The organism is Vibrio gangliei (genome assembly GCF_026001925.1).
GTDB classification, from domain to species: Bacteria; Pseudomonadota; Gammaproteobacteria; order Enterobacterales; family Vibrionaceae; genus Vibrio; species Vibrio gangliei.
This window is the reverse complement of record NZ_AP021869.1, coordinates 1,309,410-1,335,524: the sequence shown is the minus strand read 5'-3', so window position 1 is coordinate 1,335,524 and position 26,115 is coordinate 1,309,410. Positions and strand designations below refer to the sequence as shown.

Here is a 26,115-nt window from a genome sequence, read left to right as displayed (position 1 = left end):
AAATAAGTTATAAATTTATCAAAAAATGAATGCAGGCATTATAGCCTGCATTGGAATTTAATCGTTTAATTTGTTCAGTTAAGCGGTCGCTAATTTAGCTTGACGCATTTTCTTCAAGGTGACACAAACAACAGCGGTTACGATGGCACCCGTTGCCATACATAGGATGGCCAATAGTGGCTTGTTCATTGCGCCAAGTAGGGCAACTACAGGACCACCGTGAGCGACGCTGTTGGTAATACCAAATGAGAAAGCCATTACCGCACCCACCATTGAGCCGATAACGTTCGCAGGAATTACCGATAGTGGGTCTTGTGCGGCAAATGGGATGGCACCTTCAGAGATACCTACTAAGCCCATTGCACCTGCGGCTTTACCTGCTTCAATCTCACTTTCTTCGAAGATACCAAATTTGCGGCCAATCACTGTTGCTAGCGCCATACCCAGAGGAGCAATTGGAATAGCAACCGCCATAGCACCCATAAATTGAGTTTGGCCACTTGCGATCATGCCGACAGAGAATAGGAACGCCACTTTGTTGAATGGGCCACCCATATCAAAACCAGCCATGCCACCCAGTACAATGCCCAGTAGAACTACGTTACCTGTGCTCATTTCAGTCAATACTGCGTTCAACCATTGCATTAAGTCGGCAATTGGTGCGCCAATCACAAAGATGAAAAGCGAAGCGATGAACACGGTACCTAGAATCGGTGCAATCATGATTGGAACAAGAGGGGCGAGCATTTTATGGTAATCACGAGTGGCAATAAAGCGCACAAAATAACCCACTAAAAGACCTGCGATAATCGCACCAATAAAGCCAGTACCGGCTTCTGCACCATAGAATGAGCCATTGTTGGCAATCCAACCCCCAATGAAACCTGGTGCTAATGCTGCACGGTCACCAATCGCAAAGGCAATATAACCCGCAAGAATTGGGATCATCAATTGGAAAGCCACCACACCTACATTTAAAACATGGTTCCATAGGCTACCTTCAGGAATTTGCATGCCATTTGGTGTTGGTTCACCACCAAGCGCTAATGATAGGGCGATCATCAAACCACCGGTTACCACGAATGGGATCATATGAGATACACCATTCATCAAGTAGCGATATAGGTTTGAACGGCCCGAGTTAGCACCAGACTTATCCTCTTTACTGCTTTGTGACGCATCCGCTTTAAAAGGTGCAGCATCTAAGGCTTGTTGAATCACACCTTTACCATTGCTAATAGGTGCTTTTACGCTAGTTTGAATCAGTTTCTTGCCATTAAAGCGAGCCATGTCCACTTGTTTGTCACAGCTCACGACAATAGCAACCGCGCGGTCGATTTCTTCTTGTGTTGGCGCGTTTTTCACACCAATTGAGCCATTGGTTTCTACTTTAATTTCGTAACCCATTTCAGCGGCGGCTTTTTCCAATGATTCAGCGGCTAAATAGGTGTGTGCGATACCCGCTGGGCAACCCGTTACGCCTATAATTAAACCGTTATCTGCCGCAACGGTAACTTCCGTTTCTTTCTTTTCAAGCAGTAAAGCAAGTGCTTCTTCAGGTGTTTTTACTTTAAAAAATGCATCAATAAAACCTTCTTCAATCAATTTAGAAGAAAGTTCGGCAAGTACTCCAATGTGATGATCAGCGCCACCATCAGGAGAGGCGATCATGAAGAATAATTTTGAATCTTCACCGTCTTCGGCACCATATTCAATACCAGAACGACTGATACCAATGGCGACAGCAGGCTCAGCAACCGCTGCACTTTTGGCATGAGGGATGGCAACACCATCTTCAAAACCAGTGTTACCAATGTCTTCTCGGGCATAAATGTCTTTAAGAAACTGAGCTTTATCACTGAGTTTTCCTTGAGCATCCAGAACATCCACCATTTCTGAAAAAACTTCATCTTTGGTGGTGGCTTTAAGATCTAAGCGGATTAGCTTTTCATTAATCAGCTGAGTAATCATGGCAGTACCTATTTAGTTTATATTTATTTGTTTTCATTATTATCATTTGTTGGAATGAATTGTTGGCGATTTGCTTTACAAAAAATAGTGTACATAAGCACCATTTACTGGATTATTGTAACCATGGTAGCGGTTTGTGATCATGATCACCTGATAATTAAATGATGAGTTATAGTGTCGAGAGGCTTTGTTATAGAATGATGTCCGTCAACTTAACTTCTTGCCCGTAAAATGATCTAAGGTTGTGATTATCTATGAATCAGGTGTTTATCAATGTTCTGGAAGGTGTGCTTTCTGAACGCGAAAACTTTAACCGTGTTTGGTTTGCCCATGATCACACCACGCCACCGCCGTTTAGTTATCAAGTGAATTTTCCACGAATGGAGTTTGTGATAACAGGCGAGTACATCAATCAAATTGAAGATCCTGACTTTGGTGTGAGTACCGTAAAAGTATTGCCTGGCGATATTTTGTATATTCCGCCCAACAGTTGGAATAAACCAGAATGGGATAGCGATTGCTGTGTGTTAAGTTTGCTATTTGGTAAGCGTCAGCTTGGTTTTAGCCTGGTGGAAAAAAGAAAAGGGGAAGCCAGTTTCTTTGATGTACAAAAACACAGTATTCAAACTCGAACCGGCCATGCCATTGATCATATTTTGAATGCTCTCAACACCTTATCGAAGGAAAAGCATCTCCATCCAACCGGTGGGCATTTATTGATGGCCTTGATGAGCTATTGTCATGGCATGTTACTGTCGCCTGATGCCTCCTCACAAAGCCGTAGTGAAGATCTTTATCAGGGGATTTGTATCTACATACAAGAGAACTTTCACCGCAATATTACCCGTGACAGCATAGCTCATCGTTTTAATATCAGCCCTAACCATTTATCTCGCTTGTTTCGGCAACAGGGCCATATGCGCTTAGCCGATTACATTACTTGGGTGCGATTGGAGCGCGCCAAATTCATGCTAATGCGTTACTCGTTCCGCTTATCTGAGGTGGCCATGCGCTGTGGGTATAACGATGTGAATTACTTTTTCCGAGTATTTAAACACAAAACCGGTAGAACCCCGAGTGAGTTCCGTGCCATGTACGTGGATAGATAGCCTACACGAGGAGCCGATAACGCAGTACAAATGACCAACAAACGCTGCCCGAAGGGTTCGGCTAAAAGCGTTTTATGCCGTAGTTTGTAATAAGACAGGTTAAGTCTCATTTACTTAGAATAACTAGGCTACAATCGACTTGCCTTGCTTAAAACGCTTTTATCTCGAACAAAATTTAACCACGAAAGATCAACAGACCCTAGCTTATTGACGAAAAACTAGTGCTCAAGTTTCATCAAGCAAGACACAATCGCCTGCAACTCTAATGGCGTATAGTGCTGGCAGATGAACTCGTTGACTTCTGGTTTTATAAAGGGAGTGGCGAGATGACGCACAGCCATTAATGTTTCTTTATTGGCATTTATGGGGAGCAAAAGGGCAATGATGTGCGTAACAGGGCCGAAAGGGGAAAGCCAATCTATAGCAACTGGGCTGGTGAGTATCATAATTTGTGGAGTAGAGACGGTATCGCTCATCACATGAGGTAAAGCTAAGCCGGACTGCATTCCAGTCGACGATAACGCTTCACGCCGATACAACTCTTGTTCAAGTTGTTCTGGTGAATCACTTTGAGCAAATTTTGCAATCCAGCGCAGACAAAATTTCTTTTCTGCGAGTTGCGGATCGCCTGAACGACATATTAAAGAATAGAGTTTCAAAAAACTGGCTAACTCTCGTTCGATGTCAAAGACCTGCGCGTTAAAGAGGCCAAGATTACTGATTTTTCGGGTGGATTGAATCGTATCAGAGTCGAGAACTAAACATTCTTGTTGTAGGTGTGTTTTTAATCCTACGACTTGTTGTTCAAGCAGATTTTGGTCTTCGGAGCTTAATACTAATTGGCATAATTCAAATGGGTGGAAAGCCAAAGTCAGCACATTTAAGTAGTCTTTTACATTCACTTGTTGCAGTGTTTGTACCTTAATTAGACTCACGTCGCTGTGCGAGGGTTTGACTTGTTGATGAATAGATTTGAGCAGCCACGAAGGAAGCCCGGTTGAGCCTAAATAAAAAGTTATGCGCCTAGTGTGCATGTTTGATGCAGCGATCAATAACCGCGTCTGGGTTGGTGAGCACATCTTCAATTGACACTTGGATTGGACGGGCTTGTTCGAAACGTTCCGGCTGTTCAATATTAATGTCTGAGGCAATTAATACCACATCAGCTAGGCTGATATCTTTGTAGCTCAGCTTATTGTCGATACCCATTGCACCTTGTGTTTCTACTTGAATGGTTACTTGGGCTTGTGCTGCGGATTTTACCAAGGCTTCGGCAGCCATATAAGTGTGCGCAATGCCCGTTGGACAGGCTGTAACAGCGACGATTTTCATCGATTTTTTATTACCCGTATTGATCCGTTAAGCGCACATCATACTTCTGAGGCAACAAGATTCAACTTGTTTACCTCAGATTTATGATTACTAACGCTAAACATCAGTTTTTTGGTTTAAATCTCAGCAATCGGAGAGCATTGAGGGTCACAAGGGCAGTTGCTCCGCTGTCAGCCAGTACCGCAACCCATAACCCGGTAATCCCGAGTAAACTTGTCACCAGAAAGACGGCTTTTAATCCGAGTGCAATGGTGACGTTTTGACGAATATTCGACAGCGTTGCCCGAGATAGCTCAATCATTGCAGGTAATTCGGTTAATCGGTTATGGGTTAAGGCCGAATCAGCAGTTTCGAGTGCCACATCGGTACCTGCGCCCATTGCTACACTGACATTCGCTGCTTTCATCGCGGGCGCATCATTGATGCCATCACCAACCATAGCGACATGTGAATGTTTCGATAATTGCTCAATGTATTGCACTTTATCCTTGGGCAATAAACTGGCTTGGTAATTCATGGCTTGGAAATTATTAGCTTGAGAATTAACAGCTTGGCTACTGAATGATAATTGCTGGCTTATCGCTTCTGCGCTGCGAGGGTTGTCGCCAGTCAGCATCATCGCTTTTATGCCAAGTTTATCCAGAGCATGTAACGCTGCTTTAGCATCCTCACGAATTCTATCTTGCCAAGCGATAATACCGATGGCAGACATGGCATGGTTTCCATTGCCCATGACTGGAGTTTGACTGACAACAACAACGGTTTTGCCTTGATCTTCTAGTTTATTAATTTGCTCAGTAATTGAAGCATCTAATTCAATATCAAGTTTACTCGGTGACGAAATTTGCACCAAAGTGCCATCAATTTCTCCACGTACACCAATACCGGCCAATGCATTTTTGTTTTGAGTTTCAGGAATATCAAGATTATCTCGTTTGGCTTTATCAATCAGCGAAGTCGCCAGTGGGTGAGTTGACCCCACTTCAACTGCCGCAGCAAGGGTAAGCACTTGCGATGAGGTAAACTCGCTTAAACCAACAACATCTGTCACTTGCGGCTTGCCTTGTGTCAGCGTGCCCGTTTTATCAAATGCCATTACTTCAACTTTACCAAGCTGTTCTAATGCTGCACCGCCTTTAATTAATGCGCCGCGTTTAGCCGCTGTCGCCAGTCCAGAGGTAATGGCTGCAGGTGTTGAAATCACAAGCGCACAAGGGCAAGCGATAAGGAGTAAAGCTAATCCACGGTAGACCCATGTTTCCCAAGGTTGCGCAAATAGCATTGGAGGAACAATAACGACCAGTAGCGCTACCACCATCATAAGCGGGGTATACCAACGGCTGAACTTATCCAGAAATCGTTCTAATGGTGCTTTACGTGATTCAGCATCTTCAATCAAATGTAAAATTCGGTCGATAGCATTATCACCTTGTTTTGATGTGATTTTAAAACGTACGACGCGGTCAACCACAATTGAACCAGCCATTACGTTGTCACCTTTTTGGTGTTCAACGGGTATCGATTCGCCGGTTAAGGCGCTGGCATCAATACTGACTATTTCTGAAAATAATTGGCCATCAGCAGGTAGGCGGGAACCGGGTGAGACTTCAATGATATCACCAGGTACTAATTCTGCTACGGAGACTGTGGTGCGCTCTCCATTGACAATTTTGGTGGCATTTTCCGGTACTAATGCCATTAATGCTTGTACACCACTACGGGCACGAGAGGCGGCAATACCTTCTAAACGCTCACCAATGAGAAATAGCAATAGAACCATGGCCGCTTCAGCGGTTTCCCCTAAATACAATGCACCAATTGCCGCAACACTCATTAGCGTTTCAATAGCAAAAGGCGTACCTGATTTCGTTAAGCGGTAAGCACTTTTTAAAATCGGCACGAGTCCTAATAAGCAAGTTAGCGTAAATAACCATTGGCTAAGTTGTGGTGACCAAGTTTTGATGACCGCAGCGAGCAGCATACCAAACGCAATACCTATGATACTGATATTTTCACTGATAAATTTGGCTACAGGACGGGTCGTTGGTTGAGCGTTGCTGTCACTAAGTGATTTCGCCTGCATGGATTGCGTTTTAAAGCCTGCATCAGCACAAGCCGTTTCAATTTGTAGCTTCGATGCCGGCGATGAAAAATTCACCACCAGTTTTTCTGTGGCAAACAGAACTTTTACTGAATCGACTCCAACCACTTTAGCGACAGCGGTTTCGACTTTTCTAGCACACGACGGGCAATCCATGCCTAACACATGCCATTCAGCACGAGATTGATTGGGATTCGCATCATGCAGAGGTTGCTCATTCTGTGATGTTTTGGGTGCTTTGCAGCACGAGCTATTAGACGTGCGATTACCACAACTTGCCTCAGATTCAAGAGGGTGGATCGATGAGATATTCGTCATTGTGTTGGTGTTTTTATCTGACATAACCAAACTCCGTTTAGGATTTAGTTAAACCATACACCTTGGAGTACACTCTAAGGTCAAGCGTATTGTGTAAAAATTAAAAAAAGCACGCTAGATTCAGCGTGCTGTTGATATGGTTAGCGATAACCTATTAGGGGCTGTTGACCTTAATTTAAAACAAATTTTTCGATGGCTTGTGCTACGCCACTGTTTTCATTGGTGTCCGTCACATAGTCGGCTATTTTTTTAGTGGCTTCAGTCGCATTGCCCATTGCCACTCCAAGGCCTGCATATTCAAGCATGTGGTGATCATTGCCCGCATCACCTAAGGTCATAACTTGTGATGCTTCAATACCTAAGTGTTCGGCTAAAGAAGCAACACCCGAACCTTTATCACTGGTTGGGTTCATGAATTCCAAAAAGAAAGGGGCACTACGAACAATGGTGAATTTGTCATGCAACTCTGCTGGGATACGTTCGATAGCATGAGTCAACTTATCTTCTTGCTCAACCATCATGACTTTTAAAATAGCATCATCATCGGCTAAATTTTCAAAGGGTAATTCAGTTAACGCAATACCATTGATTTCTGATTCGTGCGTGGTGTAAAGATTGGCTTTCGGGCTGATCAAGCCTTGCTTTAACGAGAAGGCATGAATAAATACGTTCAATTTATTCGCCCATTGGTTGAGCAACTTAGCATCTTCACCAGTTAAAATTCCCTGACGAATCATGGTGTTATTCGCCACGGTTTGCACCAGTGAACCGTTGTAACTGATCACATAATCCATGTCGCTATTCATACCAAGTTCTTTTAAGGCAAATAACATGCCGTCAAGCGGACGACCAGAAGCCAATACCACATGAACGCCTTTTGCGCGAGCTTGAGCGATAGCGTCTTTGTTACGTTGACTAATTTCGCCTTTGCTATTGAGCAATGTGCCATCCATATCAATTGCGATCAGTTTGTACATAGGATCATTTCCTTACCACATATTAAATGAAGCAAAGATGATACTACCAATGGTTATTATACCCAAGTGACTTCAAGATGCAGAATTCAGAGCTATCATCCAAGCCTTTAGACAAGGAAGATTTATAACGGAATGTAGCACCTTTCAAGTAAATCTGACGTAGGCTAGGGCTTGGATGAAGCTCCCGAAGGGCAAGTTAAAACAAGCTTTATGCTGCGTTAAATTGAACAGAGAGAGAATCACTATGATCATATTCAATTTGCCTTGCCTAAAACTTGTTTTATTCTTGCTGAAACTCTCATCTTGAGGTTACTTGGGTATATGTACGACCTGAGTGTTGTCAATTATTACCATTAGCCATAGTGATAACGCGCTTTAAAATCCAGCGTAAAAGTAGCGGGATCTTTTCAGGGCCATGCTCTTCACAAAATTCAACAATACCGAGAGCCAAATCCGGTTTAGCATGTTTTTTTACTGCTCGTTGAACGATTTTTTTCGCGGGAATGGGGTGGTCATTAGTAATGTGCACCATGCTTCTGAAATAGTCTTCAAAACCATTATGGTAAAGAAAATGTTCAATATCTCTATCGGGCAACTCGGTTAAACGATGTTTTTCAAGATCTTGTGCCAGTTGTGTTCGAACCGTTGTTGCGTACTTTTTGCCAGCAGGGTCGCCATCGACCACCACATGCCAATCAATATGCAGCGCTTTGGCCATTTTGATTAACGACTTCAATCCGGATTGGGCAAATTCAATGATTTGGACACCTTCTGATGCTAAGTTGTAGCCATAAATTTTGGCTAACTCATTAAACAGCCAAACTTCGGTTTCGCCTTCAACCAAAAGCCAGCATCGTGCAAAAAGTGCATTGGGCCGGTGAAAGCGAATATGAAAGCTGATGCGTCGCAAATCATCACGGTTTAATTGATGTTCTTTGATTGAATAAGCTTGGGTCACATCGGATTGACGAACTAAGCGACGAATTGAAGATAAAGGGACTGCGCTGAGCAAAATACCACTATTGGTGGTGAGAATTTTTTGCATAGAAATGAGCTGAAGCAATTCCCATGATTTCAATAAATTCGTAGGGTGAAGTCGGCCTTCCGGATCTTCCAAAATGAGAATTGGGCGAGCTTGAGAACTGATGGTGGCATTGCCTTTGGCTTGTAAGAAGGCATTCAATAGGCCCATTAACAACAACTTACTTTGCTGATTTTTGCTTTTTTGCAATATTTTGATCAAGCTGGTGTGATCTTCTGGAGACGCATATTCACCACTAAACAAATGCTCTCTCGGTTGCATCTTTTGTTTGCTGCTATGCCTTTCAAAAGTGAAGTAATGCTCAATCAAATGCTGCATGGCATTGATGGTACTTTTTAATTCCCCTTTATTGACGTGGCCGGGCATAGCTAATAAGCGGCGATAGGTATTATTGATACGCTTTTCAGTTCTATCTTGAATGTCACGATCAGGCTTTAGAACACTTTGAAGGTGACTGGGCAATCGGCGAGCATCACGTAATCTTATAACGGGGTGAATTCGCGATAACTCCATCGCTAATTTATAGCTGTCATCAAGTTGAAGAGGATTACCTTCAATGTCGAGAAATTGGTATTCCGTATCAATTTTTAGTTCACAGCGTGAGGCACTGAGCTGATAAATACAGATTTTACAGGCGTTGCCATCCGCATCTACGTCGTTTTGCCAAACAGGCTTTAAACGTCGATAACGGCTATTTTTATGCTCATTTGAATAAGTGGAGCGCCAACGAGTAATAATTTGAATTTGTTGTGTTTGAGGGTGTGATTGCGCGTAATCCACATGAAAATCTTCAATTTCAAATTGATAAAGGTGACCAGACGTTGGCAGAGCGATGCATAAGGCATCAAGCAAAGAGGATTTTCCCCATGTATTTTCACCGAGTAAAGTCGTGACTTCATCTAAAGTTAGCGATAAACGTTTGATACCACGAAAGCCAAGGATCTCAATTCGGTCTAGTTGCATAGGCTATCCTAAGTATTGAAGATAAAAGGAAATTAGGTAAAAGGTAGTATGTAGAGTATAGAATTAAATATTTTTAAACGTATGTCCATCTCACAATTCTCGGTTACTGAGTCACAGTACAAGTTGGAGGAGCAATAGAAAAATTCATAGTTTTGTAATGAAACTCGCAGTAGTATGAAATCACTTTGTTCGTTGACGAACTGTTCATCGCACAAATGCAATCGAATTCAAGAGGTATAATGACTTCAAACAATGCTCAAACAGTTAGCCTAACTTTGGCTCACATCAATGATACCCACTCCTATTTTGAACCAAGTTCGCTACAGCTTTCTCTTAATATTGACGGACAAACGCTTTCACCTTACGTGAGTGCAGGCGGATTTGCTCGAATTGCGACTCGCGCAGAACAGCTCAAGCAACAAGCGTTACAACAAAACAAAGGCTTTTTATTTTTACATGCTGGAGACTGCTTCCAAGGGACTTTGTATTTCTCATTGTTTAAAGGCAAAGCCAATGCCGACATGTTAAATGCATTAGATATTGATGCGATGGCATTGGGTAATCATGAATTAGACATGGGAAACGAGCCTGTTGCGCGCTTCTTGCAACGTATTCAGTTTCCACTTCTTGCGGGAAACTGGGACGTATCGCAAGAGTCAGCCAAAAAATCGATTCGAGTCAGCGATTCTGAAAACCTAGTGCCTTATCAGCCTTTAACTCAACATGCGGGTTGGATTACTAAGCAAGTGCAGGGAACACCGATTGCGATTTTTAGTCTTGCACTCGATAAAATGGCCGATATATCAAATCCAGATCAAGATACGCCATTCTTAAATGCCATTGAAGTAGCAAAAGCAACCGTGCGTGCTATTCAGGCTTCTGGTGTTAATAATATTATATTATTGAGTCACTTAGGTTATGAGGCCGATCTCGATTTAGCTCAACAGGTAACTGGTATTGGTGTCATTGTTGGTGGTCATTCTCACAGGTTACAGGGTGACTTTTCTGATTTAGGTTTAACGAAAGATGATGATTATGGTCAATATGTGAATCAAACCTATGTCGTTCAAGCAGGATATCATTCGCTGTCGATGGGACATTGTCATATCACTTTTAACCAAGATGGTAAGGTGATTGACTTTAATGGAAAAAATGAATTGTTATTAGGCCGTAGGCTTTGTTTAGATGCCACTCTAGCGGACACCCATCAAGATGATTTTCATGCCAAAGCCAGTGAATATTTAAGGCAGCATCCGCACGTTGTCATCTGTAAAAAAGCCCCAAAACTACACAACATTTTACTAGAAAAATACATTCCGAAAGTTCGTCAGTTGCAAGAAACCGTTGTGGCAAAAAGTGATTATCCACTGCGACATATTCGTATTCCAGACCAAAATGGTCCAAGCGTTTTAGCCCCTTTAGTAGCCGAATCTTTCACTTTCATGATGCGCAAACAAGGCTATGAAGTCGATTTTGCCATTCATAATGCCGGTGGTGTAAGAGCCTCATTAAACCCAGGTAAAATCACCATAGCGGATATTGCCGGTAAATTACTGCCTTTTGCGGTTCCTATCGGTGTCTATGAAATCAAAGGGCAATACCTTGCTGCTATCTTGGAAGGTGCTATCAATAACGCACTCAATAATGGGGTAACAGGAACAGGTTCCGGAAGCTACCCGTATACACATAATCTCGATTTTGATTATTTACCAGACAACCCCATTGGCCATCGAATTGGTAATTTGCATATTCGCTTACAAGATGGGCTATGGCATGCCATCGAATCAGAACGCTTATATAAAGGCACGTCCTCGGCTTATACCATGAAAGGGAAAGAAGGCTACGATGCCATTTTGAATATGCATAAGTATGGCAAAGTGACTTACTTTTCAATGTCTGATTGTTTTGTGGAATTTTTACAAAGTAACCCACAGCGCATTTTGCAACCTATTGAAAAATATAGATGAACAAATATTTTCAATCAAAGTTATCAAATATTGAAAATACTCCTTGAGAGATGATCAACATGCGAGTACATTGACTGCGTTTGGGGAGTAGTCAGTGAAAATTTGCTTGTCGTCATCTCGAAATAGGCCACGAAAGTGATAGATCTATTTCCGGTAAGCAAAGGTGGGTCGCCACTCTGACGAGACCAACGCATATTACGACTATCGGGATTATTCCAGATAGTTTTTGTGTTATGCGGATGGTCTGAATGTCTCATTCATTTCTGTCCGCGGTTTGAGGGATAGAAATGCACATCTCAACTTATGCTTGTTTTGCGTTATTAACCTTGTTCATGCTGGCACTGGATGTTTGGCAGACGCGTAACGGCAATATCACCATTAAAAAAGCCGCGATTTGGAGTTGCTTCTGGGTTTTGCTGGCTTTGTTATTCTTTGTTTCTTTATACGAATATTGGCAGTTTTTTGAACCAAACAGCAGTTATTCGGCTCATGATGCGGCTACAGCATTTCTGACGGGCTATTTGCTAGAGAAATCTCTTAGCGTTGATAACTTATTTGTGTTTGCTTTGATCTTTGGCCGCTTTGCAGTCCCGCATGAGTTAAGACCAAGAGTTTTGCTGTGGGGCGTGATAGGGGCTTTGATTTTACGTGCGATCATGATTGCCGTTGGCGCTGAACTGCTCGAAACATTCCATTGGATCTTATATTTGTTTGCTTTCTTCCTTATCTGGACTGGCTACCAATTAACAAAACCAGAAGATGAAGAAGAGCAACTGAACTCATTTCCAGAGAGAATGGTGCGTAAATTATTCCGAGTGACAGAAAGCTATCAAGGCACGAAGCTGTTTACTAGTGATAATGTCGGTTTAATGGTAACGCCATTATTGGTTGTCGTTGCTGTGATTGCGATGACAGACGTTATGTTTGCGTTAGATTCCATTCCTGCAATTTTTGCGGTGACTCAAGAGCCTTTTCTGGTATTAACGGCGAATGTGTTTGCGTTATTAGGGCTTCGATCTTTGTACTTTGTTTTAGAAGGTATGATTGATAAGTTCGTGTACTTACGCCCAGCATTGGCATTTATCATGATTTTCATCGGTGTGAAAATGCTTCTCATCGGCACATCATGGGCGATTCCAACCATGGTGTCATTGTCGGTATTGCTAACAACCATGACGGTGGCGGTGATCGCTTCAATTCTCAAAGAGAAAAAAGCGTTGAAAAAATCGAGTATCAAGTAATAGCCATTGATTCTCAAGTGATACAAAAACCACAAAGGCCGACGGATGATGATTCGTCGGCCTTTGATTTTGTATGGAGTATTTATTGGTTGTTAGTAAAAGTTAGGGCTAAATAACTGAATTTTCACCGTTTCACCAACATCAACTCGGCCACGTTCTTGCTCTAATACCACAAAGCAGTTCGCAATACTCATAGAGCGGAAAGCACCTGAACTTTGATTACCCGTTGTGGATACTTCTATCTGACCTTGTTCATTAATACTGTAAATACCGCGTTGATAATCGGTTCTACCCGGTGCTTTTTTAAATGGCGTTTTGCTGATAGCTGGGATATTGGGTTGAGCTTTCCACTCGCTATTGCCAGCCAGTTTCGCCAGTAATGGTTGCACCAATATATAGAAGGTCAACATAGCAGATACGGGATTGCCCGGTAAGCCACAAAATAGGGCTTGTTGACGTTCGTTTGTTGCTAGTAAATGACCAAAAGCAAAAGGTTTGCCTGGCTTCATGGCAATTTTCCAAAAGCCAATTTCACCGAGTTCATCTAAAATTTCTTTGGTGTAATCGGCTTCACCAACACTCACACCACCGGAAGTAATCACTACGTCAGCTTGTTCTTGAGCTTGTTGGAATGCTTGTTTTAAGAGAGATTTATCATCAGGGATCACACCAAGATCAATCGCCTCACAACCAAATTTTTCAAGCATCACTTTAATGCCGTAACGGTTACTGTCGTAGATTTCACCTGCTTTTAATTCTGCGCCTAATGGTTTCAGTTCATCTCCAGTTGAGAAGAAAGCGACTTTGGGTTTGTGATAAACCGGTACCATTGGAATGCCTAATGTTGCAATTAAAGGAATATCTCGGGTAGTTAAACGATGGCCCTTAGGCAGCACTAAAGCACCTTGTGTAATATCGTCACCGATAGGGCGGATATTCTGTTTGGCTTTTACTGGCAATGCTTGGGAGAAATCAATCATATCGCCACTGACTTGCGCTTGCTCTTGCATGATAACAACATCACAACCAGTAGGAATTTGCGCACCAGTCATAATACGGATACAGCTCCCTTGTGGCCATTCGCCGTCATACGGTTGCCCGGCAAAAGATTTACCCACGACAGGCATTTGGCTCGATTTTTCGAGATCACAAGCACGAACCGCATAACCATCCATTGCCGAATTATCAAAAGGAGGAACATTCATTGGCGAGCAAATATCAGCACTTAAAACATGACCAATTGCCTCATCGAGTGCCACAGTTCGAGTCTGTGAAATAGGCGTAATTGATTCCAGCATTTTGTTTATTGCAGTGTCGATTGGCATTAAGCCCGGCGTGTCGCAGCAACCCATAATTCATCCTAATTTTCAGTGATTCATAATACTAGGGCGCATTATTACTAAAATCACCTTCAGATGAAATGATAAAGGGCAAATTTATAGGCTAGGGAAGTTAACCTAGGCACAATAAATGTCACAAGTAAATTAGGGATGTAATTTCAGAAGATTACGAGTATCCTTAAAACCCCGCGGTAATAAGCGCTGTAGCTGGCTTATCGGGTGTTAAGAGTGTAATCGGAGAATACAAATGGCAAATTTGGACACGAAATTGGTATCAGATCCAGAATTAAGCGAAGCAGCAAAATTAGTACAAGCGGCTTTGATTGAACGTGGTATCGAAACCCCAATGCAACCAAATGATGTTTCCCAATCGGAGAAGAAAGAGCGTATTGAATACCACATGCGTGAGATCTTATCTTTGCTTGAACTGGATTTATCCGATGATAGTTTGGAAGAAACACCGCATCGCATTGCAAAAATGTATGTGGATGAAGTCTTTTCTGGCCTAGATTATAAAAACTTCCCGAAAATCACAGTGATAGACAACAAAATGTCATGTAGTGAGATGGTGAGAGTTAAAGACATTACTGTTACTAGCACTTGTGAACACCATTTAGTTACCATTGATGGCCAAGCTGCGGTTGCGTATATCCCACGCTCAAAAATCATTGGTTTATCAAAAATAAATCGTATTGTTCGATTTTTTGCCCAACGGCCACAGGTGCAAGAACGCATGACGCAACAAATCTTAGTTGCACTACAAACTTTGCTTGAAACGGACGATGTTGCGATTACCATAGATGCAACACATTACTGCGTGAAATCTCGAGGTGTTATGGATGCAACCAGTGTCACAACCACAACGGCACTGGGTGGCATTTTTAAATCGAATCCAGCTACTCGCGCAGAGTTTTTACACGGATTACGCTAATTCTCCCCAATAACGTTCATTAAAGGCCTCGCGGAGTGATTCTCGCGAGGCCTTTACGTTTTCAGCTTGATGACAAAAAATACGCACATTCAAATGCGTTTTTGCTTAGAAATCGACTTTACCGCGTAGTTTTTTCGTTTGACCACGCTGTACTTTTTTATCAGTACGCTTTCGCTGTGATGCTTTCGTTGGGGCAGTGGCACGACGCGCTTTTTGAATCTTAATCGCATCTAAAATTATCTGTTTTAAACGTTCTAGTGCATCCTCTCTGTTTTTTTCCTGAGTTCTGAATTGCTGAGCTTTAATGACAATGACACCGTCAGTCGTAATTCGCTTATCTTTCAATTCAAGCAGTCGAGTTTTATAAAATTCAGGCAGTGAAGATTGGTGAATATCAAAACGCAAATGAATGGCTGAAGACACCTTATTCACGTTTTGTCCGCCAGCTCCCTGAGCTCGAATGGCTGTCAGCTCTATTTCAGAATCTTCGATTTCGACATTATTGGAAATTTTTAACATAAATTGACCGTTAACTCACAGTTTTAGGGCAGTTGGTTATCGAATTGTTAATAACACAGGTGTATGCTTATAACCACAGTATTACTACGGTAGTATGAAATTTATTACCTCATGCTTAAAATCAAACAGAGAGGCACGTATGGCAGTAGATGTTTCCAACTACAAAGGTTTAATTTTTGATATGGATGGTACCTTAATTGATACCATGCCTTCACATCTACGTGCTTGGGAACAAACAGCTGAGCAATTTCATTTTCCGTTTGATCAAGAATGGATTCACAGCATGGGCGGCATGCCAACACAAAAAGTGGCAATGCAATTGCAGGCACGATACCACATTGATATTGATCCGCAAAAAGTGGCCGATACCAAAACCGGCTTATTTGCCCATTTAATTGAAGATGGCAGCATCATCAAGTGTACATTTGACGTGCTTAAACAATGTTATGGTGAGAAAAAGCTCGCCATTGGGACTGGTAGCAACCAAACCAACGCCTTTAAACTTCTTGAGCATAACGGCATTCTTCCGTTGGTTGATGTAGTTGTGACCGCCGCCGATGTGATTAACCATAAGCCTAACCCTGACACTTTCTTACTTGCTGCGCAAAAACTGGGCTTGAAACCAAGTGAATGTGTGGTATTTGAAGATACTGAAATAGGGCGACAAGCCGCACTCGCAGCAGGTATGGATTGTATCATGGTCAAAGATGGGCAGCTGTATGCCTAATTGAGGTATAGAGGCTAACTAACTCAAACAAACTCAATAAAAAAGAGGTCTTACATTTAATCTGTAAGACCTCTTTTCATTTCTTCGTTTAATTAAGTGGGAGATAGCTCAATCGACTTTCAACAATTCCACATCAAAAATCAGTGTGGCACCCGGAGGAATAGGGCCTGAACCACTTTTCCCATAAGCAATGTTATAGGGAATAAACAAACGCACCTTTTCTCCTTCAACCATGAGTTGTAGACCTTCTTGCCAACCTTTGATGACTTGATTGAGTTTAAAGCTAATTGGTTCACCACGTTTGTATGAGCTATCAAACTCCGTACCATCTAATAATGTACCTTGATAATGGACCAATACTTGGCTGGTTGCCGTAGGGTGAATCGAGCCAGTCCCTTCTTTTAATACCAAATATTGCAAACCACTTTCAGTAGTTTTGACGCCTTCTCGTTGACTGTTCTCAGCAAGAAATTGCTCACCTTTTTGGATATTAACTGCCGCGAGCTTTTGGTTATTGATGTTGCGGTAAATAAAAAAAGCGACCAACAACAAAATAATAATAGGAATAATAATTTTCACTCGTTCAATCCTTTACGGTTGTTTTAATAAGAAGTTAATCGTGTCTGCTATGTCTTGAATATCTTTATGACCACCGACGAGTACTTCATACTTGCCGTTCACAACAAAGGTCGGTACAGCGTTGAATTGGCCTTGTTTGGTGATCGCCATTGCTTGGTCTAAGTAGCGGAAAAGCGCTTTTTGCTGTAACGCATCAAAACTATAAGGGCTGATCATGTGTCGCGAAGTGAAGGCTTGTTCTATCGCTTGCTGTTGCTGAGTCATCGTCGCACCTTCACCGAGCTGAACCGCGGCAAAGAGATCTTTCATCATCGCTTCATCAGGTTTGTGATTTTGTTGCATTACGGCGGCATAGTAAATTAATGCGGCGACTTGCGCTTGATCATTAAACGTAACGTGTACTTTCGCAATTTCTTGGTTGGTGAGCTTCTCTAATTCAGGAATAGAGGCTTCCATGTTTCGGCAATGACCACAAGTAAGAGAAAAGACTTCTGTAACGGGTTTTATATCGGATTGAGAAAGCGTGGTTGGTAGTGGTTGGTATTGCTCACCGACTTTTGGTGTCTCACTATCTGAACAAGCCGCTAAAAATAGAGAACTGACCGCTATCAATGTGATGGTTTTTAAATGTTTAAGCATAATAGGCTTCGAGGTTATAAATGAAGTTAATAAAAAATACTCAGTTACGAGTATAGAGGCTGTAAGATATGAAAAGTTCCTCCTGTTGTAAAACGACTTTTGTAAGCAAAAATAGGTTAGGGCAGAATTAGTTACCTGATGATAGGAATAAACGGTATGTTGAAATACACTTATGTAGCTAAGTAACTTTAAGGTACTTAGGTATAAACAAAACTTATGGAATGAGAAAGCAGTATGTTTTTAAAATCATCATTATCTTTAAAATCATCATTATCTTTATCATCGTTATTACTCGGTTTAGGGATATCGTTATCTAGTTTCGCAGCTGATACTTCTTCATCATCAATAACGACGTATATTATCAATGGTAATACAGTCTCGACTGCCGACTACCCGTACATGGCGTTACTCATTCACAATCAAATTGCTCAAGAATCTAAGATCACTTCTTTTTGTGGTGCAACTCTATTAAATGAACGTTACGTTTTGACCGCAGCGCATTGTTTATATACGTCCGAACCGAGCCAGTTTTCTGATCTAGAAGTCGTTTTTAATGTCGATCAAATACAAAACGATGCTTTTGACCAAACCAATATGATCGCAGCAGAAGCGGTTTATTATCCAGATGATTATCAAAATACTGGCAATTTTGATAATGACATCGCGATCATTAAACTTGCTGAACCGATTTCTTCACTGGTTGTGGAGCCGAATGATTACGTGCAACTGACTGCAAACGAAGATTACCAGTTGGACGGTGAAGTTTTTAAAGTATTAGGCTATGGCAAAACGGGGCCTGATTCTAAAAGCTCTAATACATTACAGGCTGCGCAGGTTGAATATGCTCAACCAGAGTTATGTAATCAATCTTTTGAAAGTCTCACACTCAGCGATAAACAAATATGTGTGCAGGGTAAGGTTCTTAATAACTTACAGACTGGTGTGTGTGGAGGCGATTCCGGAGGGCCATTGTTATATGAAGAGGATGGTGTCCTACATCAAGTCGGAATTGTTAGTTTCGGTCCGAAGGACTGTGGCAATACAGATATCAGCGTGCAAAGCGTGTACACCAAAGTCAGTGGTTATGAAGGATGGATAGCAGGAGTATTAAACGGAACGGAAGCCGCGAAATTCGATGTTACTGAACAAGTAAACAATAACAACACTGCGGAGAGTTCAAGTTCTGGCGGTAGCCTAGGAAGTGGTGCTTTTATGCTGTTGTGTCTGCTGGGATTATTTAGAAAAAATTTTAAATAAGACTAAGAAATACAACGCCAGCACTGAAGGCTGGCGTTGACGCTAAGTAGCAATATTCCAGTAGAATATTTAATTAGCTATTTGTTTGCGCTGAAGCTTCTGCTGCTATTTGTTCTGGTGTTTTGTATGCCTTCGTATTCCAGAGTGGGACAGTAGATAGGCTGTGCTTATAGCTACCTTGAATTTCTTTGGTGCTGTATGAAAGGTAAAGCAACGTTTGTGATCCAGCATCGTAGATACGGCGAATCTTCAACGTTTTAAACAGAACACTTTTCGATTTTTTAAAGACCACTTCGCCTGATTTAGACTTGTCAATTTGAGCGATCATCTCAGGAGTAATTTCTCCGGTTTGACGACAAGAAATCCCCATATCAGAAGGATCGGCAAAATCTAAATTTGCTTCAACATTTGAAATATGACAAGTGACACCAGTCACGATTGGATCGGTCAATACTTCAACTTTAATATCTTTGGTGGTGAATATACCTAAAGACACATCACCAACTTCGTTTTTATCACAGGCAGTAAGAGCTAGTGCCATTGCTGATACGACAGCAAGTTTTTTAATCATCGTCCTTTCCTTCGGATTCGAGTCAAATAATCGTTGTTTGTGCATAAAGTCTATCATAGCCATTGAAAAGTCATAAAAATTAATTTCTTAATTACCTATACTCTAGCCCTACGATGGGGTAACTGTTAGGATGCCTATTCAAATGGATTTATATAAAGGCTTTTACCATGCTTTCTAACATTGAAACACTTGTAGCAGACAAAAATAACTGGCTCGCTAGTCAAGTGGATGTAGAGTTTCCAACCCCTGAAAGCATTGCTGGTAGAGCTTTATATTTAGAGCTTCAATCCCATATTCAATATACACAGTCACCTCGTAATACCTTTACTGAATCCGGTTTAGTCGATGAAGTTATTGAAGTCGATTTTCACCGTTTGACCATTCTATTTTCAGTGCTACAAGCATCATCATTAACAGAAAATACAGAACAACAAGGTTTGCTAATAGAGTTTTTGACGCAAATTATTCTTGATTCTGAATATCAATTATATTTGGGATTCAAAGGCACTGAGCCTGTTGCTGCATTAATGTGTCGCTATATTCAAGGTGATAAAACCATGTTGTTTTCTGATGTAATGACGAAATATGAACAGAAAAACAGCGCTTTTATTTCCGATGTATTAAAGCACATTGAAACTTCTTCAAGCCAACTTGAGCATGTGATTTATCCAATCTTTGCGTAAAGAGTGATCCTGTTTGAAATTTCTGATTTAAACTCTGCGGAAGGTAACATTAATTTAACTTCTTACTGTTTTTTTATCGAATAAATCACAACACTAAATCCATGTCAGCAAAGTAAAAGGTTCTGGGATGGATACACGTAAAATCAAATGCGTCATATTCGATTGTGATGGAACATTGGTCGATAGCGAGCGTTTAACTTGCCAAGCATTAGTTGATGTTTTTGCCAGTTATGGTGCCGATATTAATCCTGATGAATACATGAGCAATTTCCAAGGTGGGAAAATGTTCGATATTCTGAAGCAAACCAGTGAGAGAGCGGGGGTTCTCATTCCAATGGAAATATTAGAGCCTCGATTTCGTGAGCGTTTGAATCAACTGTTTGACGAACATTTAAAACCCATTCCTTTTGCAGTTGAAACGGTTCAGAAATTACAAGAATTGGATATTGAGGTCTGCGTAGCATCCAATGGCCCACAATCTAAAATGAAGCATTCACTGGAACGTACTGGGTTGCTACCATTTTTCGAAAACAAAATCTTTAGCGCGTTCGATATTAATAGTTGGAAACCTGAGCCGGATTTACTCCTCTACGCTGCTATGCAAATGGGTTATAGAGTCGAAGAATGTTTATTTGTTGATGATACGGAAACTGGCGTAATGGCGGGGGTGAATGCAGGATTAACAACCGTCTACTTTTCACCACAGCAACAGGATAAATCGCCTGACTTAAATGACGTTTATTGCGTGCAATGTTTGTCTGAAATACCTGAATGGTTTTCCGTTCAGGTATAAAAATGCCTTAAAACTCCGGACTCATTAGTGCAGTAGAGAGGGGCGAGGCTGACAAGTAGCATTGAAATGTTTTTTGCCAACAGATACGGAATTTTGAATCGGAAGATGAACGGGTCCGCAATGGATGCAAATTAATACATCTTGCTTTTCTGATAATAAAAATTCTTCACTAGAGCAAATCGGACAGCAACAGATCTCAAAATCATCGCTTGGTGTTTTGTTTTGTTTTTTTTCATCCATCGCGTCATCCTTCTGTTTATGTTTACAGTATGGCGAGTAAATTCAGTTATTCCTAGCTTGCACGAAAATTATCCTTAATAAGTCGAGCCTGTTTGTTCAAAATAGAAACTTTATATCAATTAATTACATTCGATTAAGATACCTGTCGCATAATCATGCTATGTATTTAGTATAAAAGCTATGATAGAAGTTCAAAAATAAAGTTTTAATGTTGTTATGAATATGAAGCTATAAAACCCAAATAAGGAACAGTGATGAATTTTTTAGCCCATTTACACATTGCACAGTATTGCCAAAGTGATTTACAAGGCAATTTACTGGGTGACTTTGTGAAGGGCGATCCAAGCGGTAAATATCCTACAGATGTTGTGAATGGCATACGACTACATCGGTTTGTCGACAAATATACCGACACACATCCACAAATACTGGCGTTGAAAATGCTGTTTCCTAAGCCATTAAAACGTTTTGCACCCATCGCGTTAGATATGTTTTGGGACCATTGCTTAGCAAAGCACTGGTCACAATTTCACACCGAGCCTTTAAAAAGATTTATTGAGCAGTCCCGCTCTGAGTGTCAGCACCGCAATTACGCTGTACCCGCATCATTTGTCACAACGACAAACGCAATGTGGCAAGGTGAATGGTTGCTGTCATATCAAGACTTAACCAGTATTCAGTATGCATTAGAACGCATGTCACACCGCAGCGAGAGAATGACGCCGCTAGCAGAGTGTGGTGATACTTTAGAGACGCATTATGAGATTCTGACCAAGACTTTTTTGCTCATTTACCCAGAAGTGCTCGAACAGGCGAAAATATTTGCCTCTCAGCAATCCAAAGTTTGATAGACTTTGCGTGTTTTCTTAATTCGCTCAACTAAGCAAAGGCCATTATGTCTCTTCAATCGCCATTCCAATCACTGGGTTTATCGTCTTCTATTTGCCAAACATTAAGCCAACTGGGTTTTGAAATGCCGACTGACATTCAGTTGCAAGCGATACCTCAGATATTGGAAGGAAAAGATATTCTTGCCAGCGCACAAACGGGGACGGGTAAAACTGCTGCGTTTGGCTTACCTATTATTCAGCGTTTATTGGATGCACAAGCCTACGAAGTCGAGACAATTTCAGCCCCTGAGAATAATCAACCTTCTAAACAGACCCAAGCTGCGGCAGTGAAAGCCTTAGTTTTAACGCCAACGCGCGAGTTAGCACAGCAAGTTTTTGATAACCTGCAATCATACAATCAAAAACTCAAAATCGTTGTTGTGTATGGTGGCACAAGTATGAGTGTTCAAACCAAACATGTGAAAGCAGGCGCCGATATTGTAGTTGCCACACCAGGGCGATTATTGGATCACCTTTTCGTCGGTAACTTGCACTTAAAACACACGGAAATGCTGGTATTAGATGAGGCTGATCGCATGATGGATATGGGGTTCATGCCCGATTTGCAACGAATTTTGCGTAGAATGAGCCCAGAAAAACAAACCTTATTTTTCTCTGCCACCTTTACCAAACGTATTCGTGAAGTGGCATATAAACTCCTCAATGATCCAGTTGAGATACAGATTGCACCAGAGAACAGCACCGCAGATACTGTTGAGCAAATGGTGTATCCAGTCAATAAATCACGTAAGCGCGAACTGTTATCCTATCTAATTGGCTCACGCAATTGGCAGCAAGTGTTGGTGTTTGCTAAAACCAAGCAAACATCTGATGCTTTAGCAAAAGAGCTAATACTAGATGGCATTCAAGCGGCATCCATTAATGGTGATAAAAGCCAAGGTGCAAGACAAAAGGCGTTGGATGACTTTAAAGCGGGTAAAGTGCGTGCGCTCATTGCAACTGATGTGGCTGCTCGCGGGTTAGATATCCAGCAGCTACCTCATGTCGTCAATTACGAATTACCCTTCAAAGCTGAAGATTATGTACACCGAATTGGACGCACTGGGCGCGCAGGTGAAAAAGGGCAAGCGATTTCGTTAATGTGCCCACAAGAGCAATATTTACTCGAAGCGATTGAGAACCTGCTGGATAAACGCCTGCCACAAGAATGGCTAGCGGGCTATGAACCGATATTTGAAGAGGAAGAACCACAGATGAAGCGTCGTAGTCGTTCTTCTGAAAAGCGTAAAATGAAAGCTAAACTCAATATTCATAAAAACCGTGGTAAACGCCGTTAATCGTTAGGGCAGGAACACGCCCTAGTAAACATTAACCCGGTGTTTTTTATTTACTCGGCTTTTTACTCATTCGGATCTTTAGGTGGGGGGACGATAATATCAGCTAAACTGCTTGGTAATTCGATGTACTCCGGCTCGATGTGCAACTGTACCGCTAATAGCTGGCTAAATTGCTGCCAATGGGTAAACAATGCTTGTTCTTTGTCTTCCATTTCATAAGCATGCAACATAAGTGGTTGCAGTGTGCTGGCTGAATGAGAATACATAGAAGCTTGCCAACGTAATGTTTTCGAAGTCAGTGTTGAATGTGGGTAGGCTTGTTTGAACTCCGTTATCAAACGATCAAGCAATTGGTTATTTTTCTTACTTGGCTCAAGTAAATAATTGACCATTTTCGCTTCTTGTCGAACCGCATCAGCTAAAAACGTAATAGGGCGCGGATCATTCAAACTGCACGCCAATACTCGGTTCATTAACTTATACAGCTGAACATTTGCAGGTAAGTTTTTTGGAAGAGAATCAATGATATATTGAAAGTAATTCTGGAAATATTGGTAAATGCCATCGCTGATTTGCTGCCATATTTTCTCTTTGCAGCCGAAGTGATAACGTAACAAACTATGAGAGACACCCGCTTGTTCACTGATTTGTCTTAAAGACACTTTCTTGTAGCCATATTGGCAAAAAAGCTCTGCGCCCACTTTTAAAATGGCTTTTTTAGTCTGCTCTGCTTCTTGTGCACTACGGCGACCTTGTTTCTTTTCTGTTCCGCTATTCAATGTACTACCAACATCAGTCAATCATTGTTACTCAAAGTATACTGATTTTAAGAGAAAATTCTTGGCTAATTTTGTGAGCAACCGGTTAAATCCATGAAAAGACAAAGGGAATGGCTAAGGTCAACAGCCCTAATAACTCATTCCCTATGATTTGATGCTTACTGACTCATAAAACGCTTTATTTGCTCAATCAATACATCCACATCGTTTGCTTGAATATCATTGTGCAACACAAAGCGAAGAGGGTTACCAGAGCCAATCAATATGCCTTGTTGCTTTAAGAAAACTTGCAAAGCATTTTGGTCGATTTCTGAAGATAATTTCGCAAACACAATGTTGGTTTGAACGTGTTCGACGTTAACCATAATGCCATCAATGGTCGTCAGTGCATTAGCTAACTTTTTAGCGTTGTCATGATCAATGGCCAGCCTATCAACTTGTTCGGTGAGAGCGAGTTTACCCGCGGCAGCCAAAATGCCCGCCTGACGCATGCCACCGCCGAGCATTTTACGAATGCGGCGTGCTTTATGGATAAAGTCTTTGCTGCCAAGAAGTAATGATCCTACAGGAGCTGCGAGGCCTTTTGATAAACAAATGGTCATCGAATCAAAGTGACAACTAATTTCTTTAATATCCACATTAAGGGCAACAGCGGCGTTATATACACGCGCACCATCTAAGTGAAGTTGAAGTCCATGTTTAATGGTAAATTCACGAGCTTGGCGCAAGTATTCAAGTGGCAATACTTTACCGTTAATCGTGTTTTCAAGACTCAGTAACTTGGTTCGAGCAAAGTGAAAGTCGTTAGGTTTGATGGCTTGTTCAAGTGCTTTAAAACACAAAGTGCCATCGGGTTCATTCTGGATGGGCTGTGGTTGAATTGAACCTAAAACCGCCGCGCCACCGCCTTCAAACTTATAATTATGGGCTTGCTGTCCACACAAATATTCATCTCCACGTTCACAATGGCTCATTAGTCCAAGCAGGTTGGCCTGGGTGCCTGAACTAGTAAACAACGCCGCTTCAAAGCCATGTCGTTCTGCCGCCCAAAGCTCTAAAGCATTAATCGTTGGATCGTCACCATATACGTCATCACCTACGATGGCATTAGCCATGGCAACTCGCATAGCTTGAGTAGGTTGCGTTACTGTGTCAGAACGAAAATCCATAAATATTCCTTTAATTTAAGAGTCCAGCGAGTTTCGCTTTATATAAACAGGCAATGGTTTTTGAATCAGAAATTTGATCGTCTAAAATCCATTGCTCGACTTTTGATAGCGGCACTTTGAGCACTTCAATGACTTCATCATCATCTTGAGTCAGTGTTTGATTCTCTGACAATTGAGTGGCAACAAAAAGGTGTTGAATTTCATCGCAGAAGCCGGCTAAAGGTGTGCATTGACCTAACGAGATCAATTGACCTGCTTGATAACCACTTTCTTCAATTAATTCTCGACGGGCACATTCAATAGGGGATTCATTGGCTTCTAATGTGCCTGCGGGTAATTCGTAAATCCATTTATTCAGTGACGGCCTAAACTGTTTAAGCAAGATAATATCACCGTCGCCTGTGATGGGTAATATGACCGCCGCACCTGGATGGACAATGGTCGTATGCACCACACTTTGCCCGGTAGGAAGAGTGACATCGATTTCAGCTAATTGTATGGATTTCCAACGATGTAATATGGTTTGAGTCATAAAATAAATCACTTGCACGAAAGTTATGTTTTTCATACTGCCACTTACATTTGGAAATGCAATCCAAACTTCCATCGAAAAATTTTTCCATCAACCACACGGCAGAAAGTCGAGTTGTCGATCAATTCAGAATTACGAATCTAAAAT

At 41.6% G+C, this 26,115-nt stretch carries 25 protein-coding genes; 10 read left to right on the top strand and 15 right to left on the bottom strand.

The genetic code is table 11. The annotated features are described in order from the left end of the window. Positions 1-78: 78 nt before the first annotated feature. Complete coding sequence (locus Vgang_RS06075; RefSeq protein WP_105902025.1) at positions 79-1,971, bottom strand: PTS fructose transporter subunit IIABC; 1,893 nt, start codon at positions 1,969-1,971, stop codon at positions 79-81. Between the two features lie 254 nt (positions 1,972-2,225). On the opposite strand from Vgang_RS06075, the gene Vgang_RS06070 reads away from it, so the two are divergent. Beyond that, positions 2,226-3,080 carry a helix-turn-helix transcriptional regulator gene (locus Vgang_RS06070; RefSeq protein WP_105902026.1) on the top strand — a complete coding sequence of 285 codons (855 nt, stop codon included), beginning with the start codon at positions 2,226-2,228 and terminating at the stop codon, positions 3,078-3,080. A 218-nt stretch (positions 3,081-3,298) separates the two neighbouring features. Here Vgang_RS06070 and Vgang_RS06065 read toward each other — a convergent pair whose 3' ends face one another. From Vgang_RS06065 to Vgang_RS06045, 5 genes are all read right to left on the bottom strand, one after another. Beyond that, the gene (locus Vgang_RS06065; protein ID WP_157946019.1) at positions 3,299-4,015 is read right to left on the bottom strand and encodes a PTS sugar transporter subunit IIA; all 717 of its coding nucleotides are present in this window, start codon (positions 4,013-4,015) and stop codon (positions 3,299-3,301) included. 88 nt (positions 4,016-4,103) lie between these two features. After that, the gene (locus Vgang_RS06060; protein ID WP_105902028.1) at positions 4,104-4,412 is read right to left on the bottom strand and encodes a PTS fructose transporter subunit IIB; all 309 of its coding nucleotides are present in this window, start codon (positions 4,410-4,412) and stop codon (positions 4,104-4,106) included. Positions 4,413-4,515: 103 nt separating this feature from the next. Then, on the bottom strand, positions 4,516-6,855 hold the full coding sequence (locus tag Vgang_RS06055) for a zinc/cadmium/mercury/lead-transporting ATPase (RefSeq protein ID WP_105902029.1): 2,340 nt from the start codon (positions 6,853-6,855) through the stop codon (positions 4,516-4,518). A 146-nt stretch (positions 6,856-7,001) separates the two neighbouring features. Continuing rightward, positions 7,002-7,808 (bottom strand): sugar-phosphatase, encoded by an 807-nt coding sequence (yidA, locus tag Vgang_RS06050; protein WP_105902030.1) that lies wholly within the window; start codon positions 7,806-7,808, stop codon positions 7,002-7,004. Between the two features lie 340 nt (positions 7,809-8,148). Beyond that, positions 8,149-9,813 (bottom strand): DUF2813 domain-containing protein, encoded by a 1,665-nt coding sequence (locus tag Vgang_RS06045; protein WP_105902031.1) that lies wholly within the window; start codon positions 9,811-9,813, stop codon positions 8,149-8,151. A 239-nt stretch (positions 9,814-10,052) separates the two neighbouring features. On the opposite strand from Vgang_RS06045, the gene Vgang_RS06040 reads away from it, so the two are divergent. Together Vgang_RS06040 and Vgang_RS06035 are read left to right on the top strand one after the other, a co-directional pair. After that, on the top strand, positions 10,053-11,780 hold the full coding sequence (locus tag Vgang_RS06040; RefSeq protein WP_105902032.1) for a bifunctional metallophosphatase/5'-nucleotidase: 1,728 nt from the start codon (positions 10,053-10,055) through the stop codon (positions 11,778-11,780). A gap of 287 nt (positions 11,781-12,067) precedes the next feature. Continuing rightward, a complete protein-coding gene (locus Vgang_RS06035) occupies positions 12,068-13,021 on the top strand; it encodes a TerC/Alx family metal homeostasis membrane protein (RefSeq protein ID WP_105902033.1) in 954 nt (317 codons plus the stop codon). Between the two features lie 92 nt (positions 13,022-13,113). Here the strand turns inward: Vgang_RS06035 and moeA are convergent, their stop codons facing one another. Continuing rightward, positions 13,114-14,373 (bottom strand): molybdopterin molybdotransferase MoeA, encoded by a 1,260-nt coding sequence (moeA, locus tag Vgang_RS06030; RefSeq protein ID WP_105902034.1) that lies wholly within the window; start codon positions 14,371-14,373, stop codon positions 13,114-13,116. Positions 14,374-14,608: 235 nt separating this feature from the next. Here moeA and folE point away from each other — a divergent pair, with 235 nt between their 5' ends. After that, a complete protein-coding gene (gene folE / locus Vgang_RS06025; RefSeq protein WP_105902035.1) occupies positions 14,609-15,292 on the top strand; it encodes a GTP cyclohydrolase I FolE in 684 nt (227 codons plus the stop codon). A 105-nt stretch (positions 15,293-15,397) separates the two neighbouring features. Here folE and arfB read toward each other — a convergent pair whose 3' ends face one another. After that, positions 15,398-15,811 (bottom strand): alternative ribosome rescue aminoacyl-tRNA hydrolase ArfB, encoded by a 414-nt coding sequence (gene arfB, locus Vgang_RS06020; RefSeq protein ID WP_105902036.1) that lies wholly within the window; start codon positions 15,809-15,811, stop codon positions 15,398-15,400. A 139-nt stretch (positions 15,812-15,950) separates the two neighbouring features. On the opposite strand from arfB, the gene Vgang_RS06015 reads away from it, so the two are divergent. Beyond that, positions 15,951-16,538 carry a beta-phosphoglucomutase family hydrolase gene (locus Vgang_RS06015; RefSeq protein ID WP_105902037.1) on the top strand — a complete coding sequence of 196 codons (588 nt, stop codon included), beginning with the start codon at positions 15,951-15,953 and terminating at the stop codon, positions 16,536-16,538. A 108-nt stretch (positions 16,539-16,646) separates the two neighbouring features. On the opposite strand, the gene Vgang_RS06010 is transcribed toward Vgang_RS06015, so the two are convergent. Next, positions 16,647-17,117: an FKBP-type peptidyl-prolyl cis-trans isomerase gene (locus Vgang_RS06010; protein WP_105902038.1), complete on the bottom strand. Its 471-nt coding sequence runs from the start codon at positions 17,115-17,117 to the stop codon at positions 16,647-16,649. 12 nt (positions 17,118-17,129) lie between these two features. After that, positions 17,130-17,756, bottom strand: a complete 627-nt coding sequence (locus Vgang_RS06005) for a thiol:disulfide interchange protein DsbA/DsbL (protein WP_105902039.1) — start codon at positions 17,754-17,756, stop codon at positions 17,130-17,132. A 234-nt stretch (positions 17,757-17,990) separates the two neighbouring features. On the opposite strand from Vgang_RS06005, the gene Vgang_RS06000 reads away from it, so the two are divergent. After that, complete coding sequence (locus tag Vgang_RS06000) at positions 17,991-19,013, top strand: S1 family peptidase (RefSeq protein WP_105902040.1); 1,023 nt, start codon at positions 17,991-17,993, stop codon at positions 19,011-19,013. 73 nt (positions 19,014-19,086) lie between these two features. On the opposite strand, the gene Vgang_RS05995 is transcribed toward Vgang_RS06000, so the two are convergent. Next, on the bottom strand, positions 19,087-19,584 hold the full coding sequence (locus Vgang_RS05995) for a CreA family protein (RefSeq protein ID WP_105902041.1): 498 nt from the start codon (positions 19,582-19,584) through the stop codon (positions 19,087-19,089). A 167-nt stretch (positions 19,585-19,751) separates the two neighbouring features. On the opposite strand from Vgang_RS05995, the gene Vgang_RS05990 reads away from it, so the two are divergent. Next, on the top strand, positions 19,752-20,267 hold the full coding sequence (locus Vgang_RS05990) for a flavodoxin (RefSeq protein ID WP_105902042.1): 516 nt from the start codon (positions 19,752-19,754) through the stop codon (positions 20,265-20,267). A gap of 127 nt (positions 20,268-20,394) precedes the next feature. Next, a complete protein-coding gene (locus tag Vgang_RS05985; RefSeq protein WP_105902043.1) occupies positions 20,395-21,060 on the top strand; it encodes an HAD-IA family hydrolase in 666 nt (221 codons plus the stop codon). A 24-nt stretch (positions 21,061-21,084) separates the two neighbouring features. Here the strand turns inward: Vgang_RS05985 and Vgang_RS05980 are convergent, their stop codons facing one another. After that, positions 21,085-21,300, bottom strand: coding sequence for a hypothetical protein (locus tag Vgang_RS05980; protein WP_105902044.1), 216 nt, complete (start codon positions 21,298-21,300; stop codon positions 21,085-21,087). 254 nt (positions 21,301-21,554) lie between these two features. On the opposite strand from Vgang_RS05980, the gene Vgang_RS05975 reads away from it, so the two are divergent. Together Vgang_RS05975 and Vgang_RS05970 are read left to right on the top strand one after the other, a co-directional pair. Further along, the gene (locus Vgang_RS05975; protein WP_105902045.1) at positions 21,555-22,148 is read left to right on the top strand and encodes an acyl carrier protein phosphodiesterase; all 594 of its coding nucleotides are present in this window, start codon (positions 21,555-21,557) and stop codon (positions 22,146-22,148) included. A gap of 47 nt (positions 22,149-22,195) precedes the next feature. After that, a complete protein-coding gene (locus Vgang_RS05970) occupies positions 22,196-23,488 on the top strand; it encodes a DEAD/DEAH box helicase (protein ID WP_105902046.1) in 1,293 nt (430 codons plus the stop codon). A gap of 62 nt (positions 23,489-23,550) precedes the next feature. Here the strand turns inward: Vgang_RS05970 and Vgang_RS05965 are convergent, their stop codons facing one another. From Vgang_RS05965 to Vgang_RS05955, 3 genes are all read right to left on the bottom strand, one after another. Next, a complete protein-coding gene (locus Vgang_RS05965; RefSeq protein WP_105902047.1) occupies positions 23,551-24,288 on the bottom strand; it encodes a TetR/AcrR family transcriptional regulator in 738 nt (245 codons plus the stop codon). Between the two features lie 137 nt (positions 24,289-24,425). Continuing rightward, the gene (gene ltaE, locus Vgang_RS05960) at positions 24,426-25,436 is read right to left on the bottom strand and encodes a low-specificity L-threonine aldolase (protein ID WP_105902048.1); all 1,011 of its coding nucleotides are present in this window, start codon (positions 25,434-25,436) and stop codon (positions 24,426-24,428) included. Positions 25,437-25,446: 10 nt separating this feature from the next. Then, positions 25,447-25,968, bottom strand: coding sequence for an NUDIX hydrolase (locus Vgang_RS05955; RefSeq protein ID WP_105902134.1), 522 nt, complete (start codon positions 25,966-25,968; stop codon positions 25,447-25,449). Positions 25,969-26,115 lie beyond the last annotated feature (147 nt).

Bases quoted from the DNA above. Each gene is read 5' to 3' on its own strand.
- Vgang_RS06035 (WP_105902033.1), top strand. From the start codon at position 12,068: ATGCACATCTCAACTTATGCTTGTTTTGCGTTATTAACCTTGTTCATG.
- Vgang_RS06055 (WP_105902029.1), bottom strand. From the start codon at position 6,855: ATGTCAGATAAAAACACCAACACAATGACGAATATCTCATCGATCCAC.
- Vgang_RS06070 (WP_105902026.1), top strand. From the start codon at position 2,226: ATGAATCAGGTGTTTATCAATGTTCTGGAAGGTGTGCTTTCTGAACGC.
- Vgang_RS06045 (WP_105902031.1), bottom strand. From the start codon at position 9,813: ATGCAACTAGACCGAATTGAGATCCTTGGCTTTCGTGGTATCAAACGT.
- moeA (WP_105902034.1), bottom strand. From the start codon at position 14,373: ATGGGTTGCTGCGACACGCCGGGCTTAATGCCAATCGACACTGCAATA.
- Vgang_RS06000 (WP_105902040.1), top strand. From the start codon at position 17,991: ATGTTTTTAAAATCATCATTATCTTTAAAATCATCATTATCTTTATCA.
- Vgang_RS05995 (WP_105902041.1), bottom strand. From the start codon at position 19,584: ATGATTAAAAAACTTGCTGTCGTATCAGCAATGGCACTAGCTCTTACT.
- Vgang_RS06040 (WP_105902032.1), top strand. From the start codon at position 10,053: ATGACTTCAAACAATGCTCAAACAGTTAGCCTAACTTTGGCTCACATC.
- Vgang_RS05980 (WP_105902044.1), bottom strand. From the start codon at position 21,300: ATGGATGAAAAAAAACAAAACAAAACACCAAGCGATGATTTTGAGATC.
- Vgang_RS05970 (WP_105902046.1), top strand. From the start codon at position 22,196: ATGTCTCTTCAATCGCCATTCCAATCACTGGGTTTATCGTCTTCTATT.
- Vgang_RS06005 (WP_105902039.1), bottom strand. From the start codon at position 17,756: ATGCTTAAACATTTAAAAACCATCACATTGATAGCGGTCAGTTCTCTA.
- Vgang_RS05955 (WP_105902134.1), bottom strand. From the start codon at position 25,968: ATGACTCAAACCATATTACATCGTTGGAAATCCATACAATTAGCTGAA.
- Vgang_RS06075 (WP_105902025.1), bottom strand. From the start codon at position 1,971: ATGATTACTCAGCTGATTAATGAAAAGCTAATCCGCTTAGATCTTAAA.
- yidA (WP_105902030.1), bottom strand. From the start codon at position 7,808: ATGTACAAACTGATCGCAATTGATATGGATGGCACATTGCTCAATAGC.
- ltaE (WP_105902048.1), bottom strand. From the start codon at position 25,436: ATGGATTTTCGTTCTGACACAGTAACGCAACCTACTCAAGCTATGCGA.
- folE (WP_105902035.1), top strand. From the start codon at position 14,609: ATGGCAAATTTGGACACGAAATTGGTATCAGATCCAGAATTAAGCGAA.
- arfB (WP_105902036.1), bottom strand. From the start codon at position 15,811: ATGTTAAAAATTTCCAATAATGTCGAAATCGAAGATTCTGAAATAGAG.
- Vgang_RS05975 (WP_105902045.1), top strand. From the start codon at position 21,555: ATGAATTTTTTAGCCCATTTACACATTGCACAGTATTGCCAAAGTGAT.
- Vgang_RS05990 (WP_105902042.1), top strand. From the start codon at position 19,752: ATGCTTTCTAACATTGAAACACTTGTAGCAGACAAAAATAACTGGCTC.
- Vgang_RS06015 (WP_105902037.1), top strand. From the start codon at position 15,951: ATGGCAGTAGATGTTTCCAACTACAAAGGTTTAATTTTTGATATGGAT.
- Vgang_RS06060 (WP_105902028.1), bottom strand. From the start codon at position 4,412: ATGAAAATCGTCGCTGTTACAGCCTGTCCAACGGGCATTGCGCACACT.
- Vgang_RS05985 (WP_105902043.1), top strand. From the start codon at position 20,395: ATGGATACACGTAAAATCAAATGCGTCATATTCGATTGTGATGGAACA.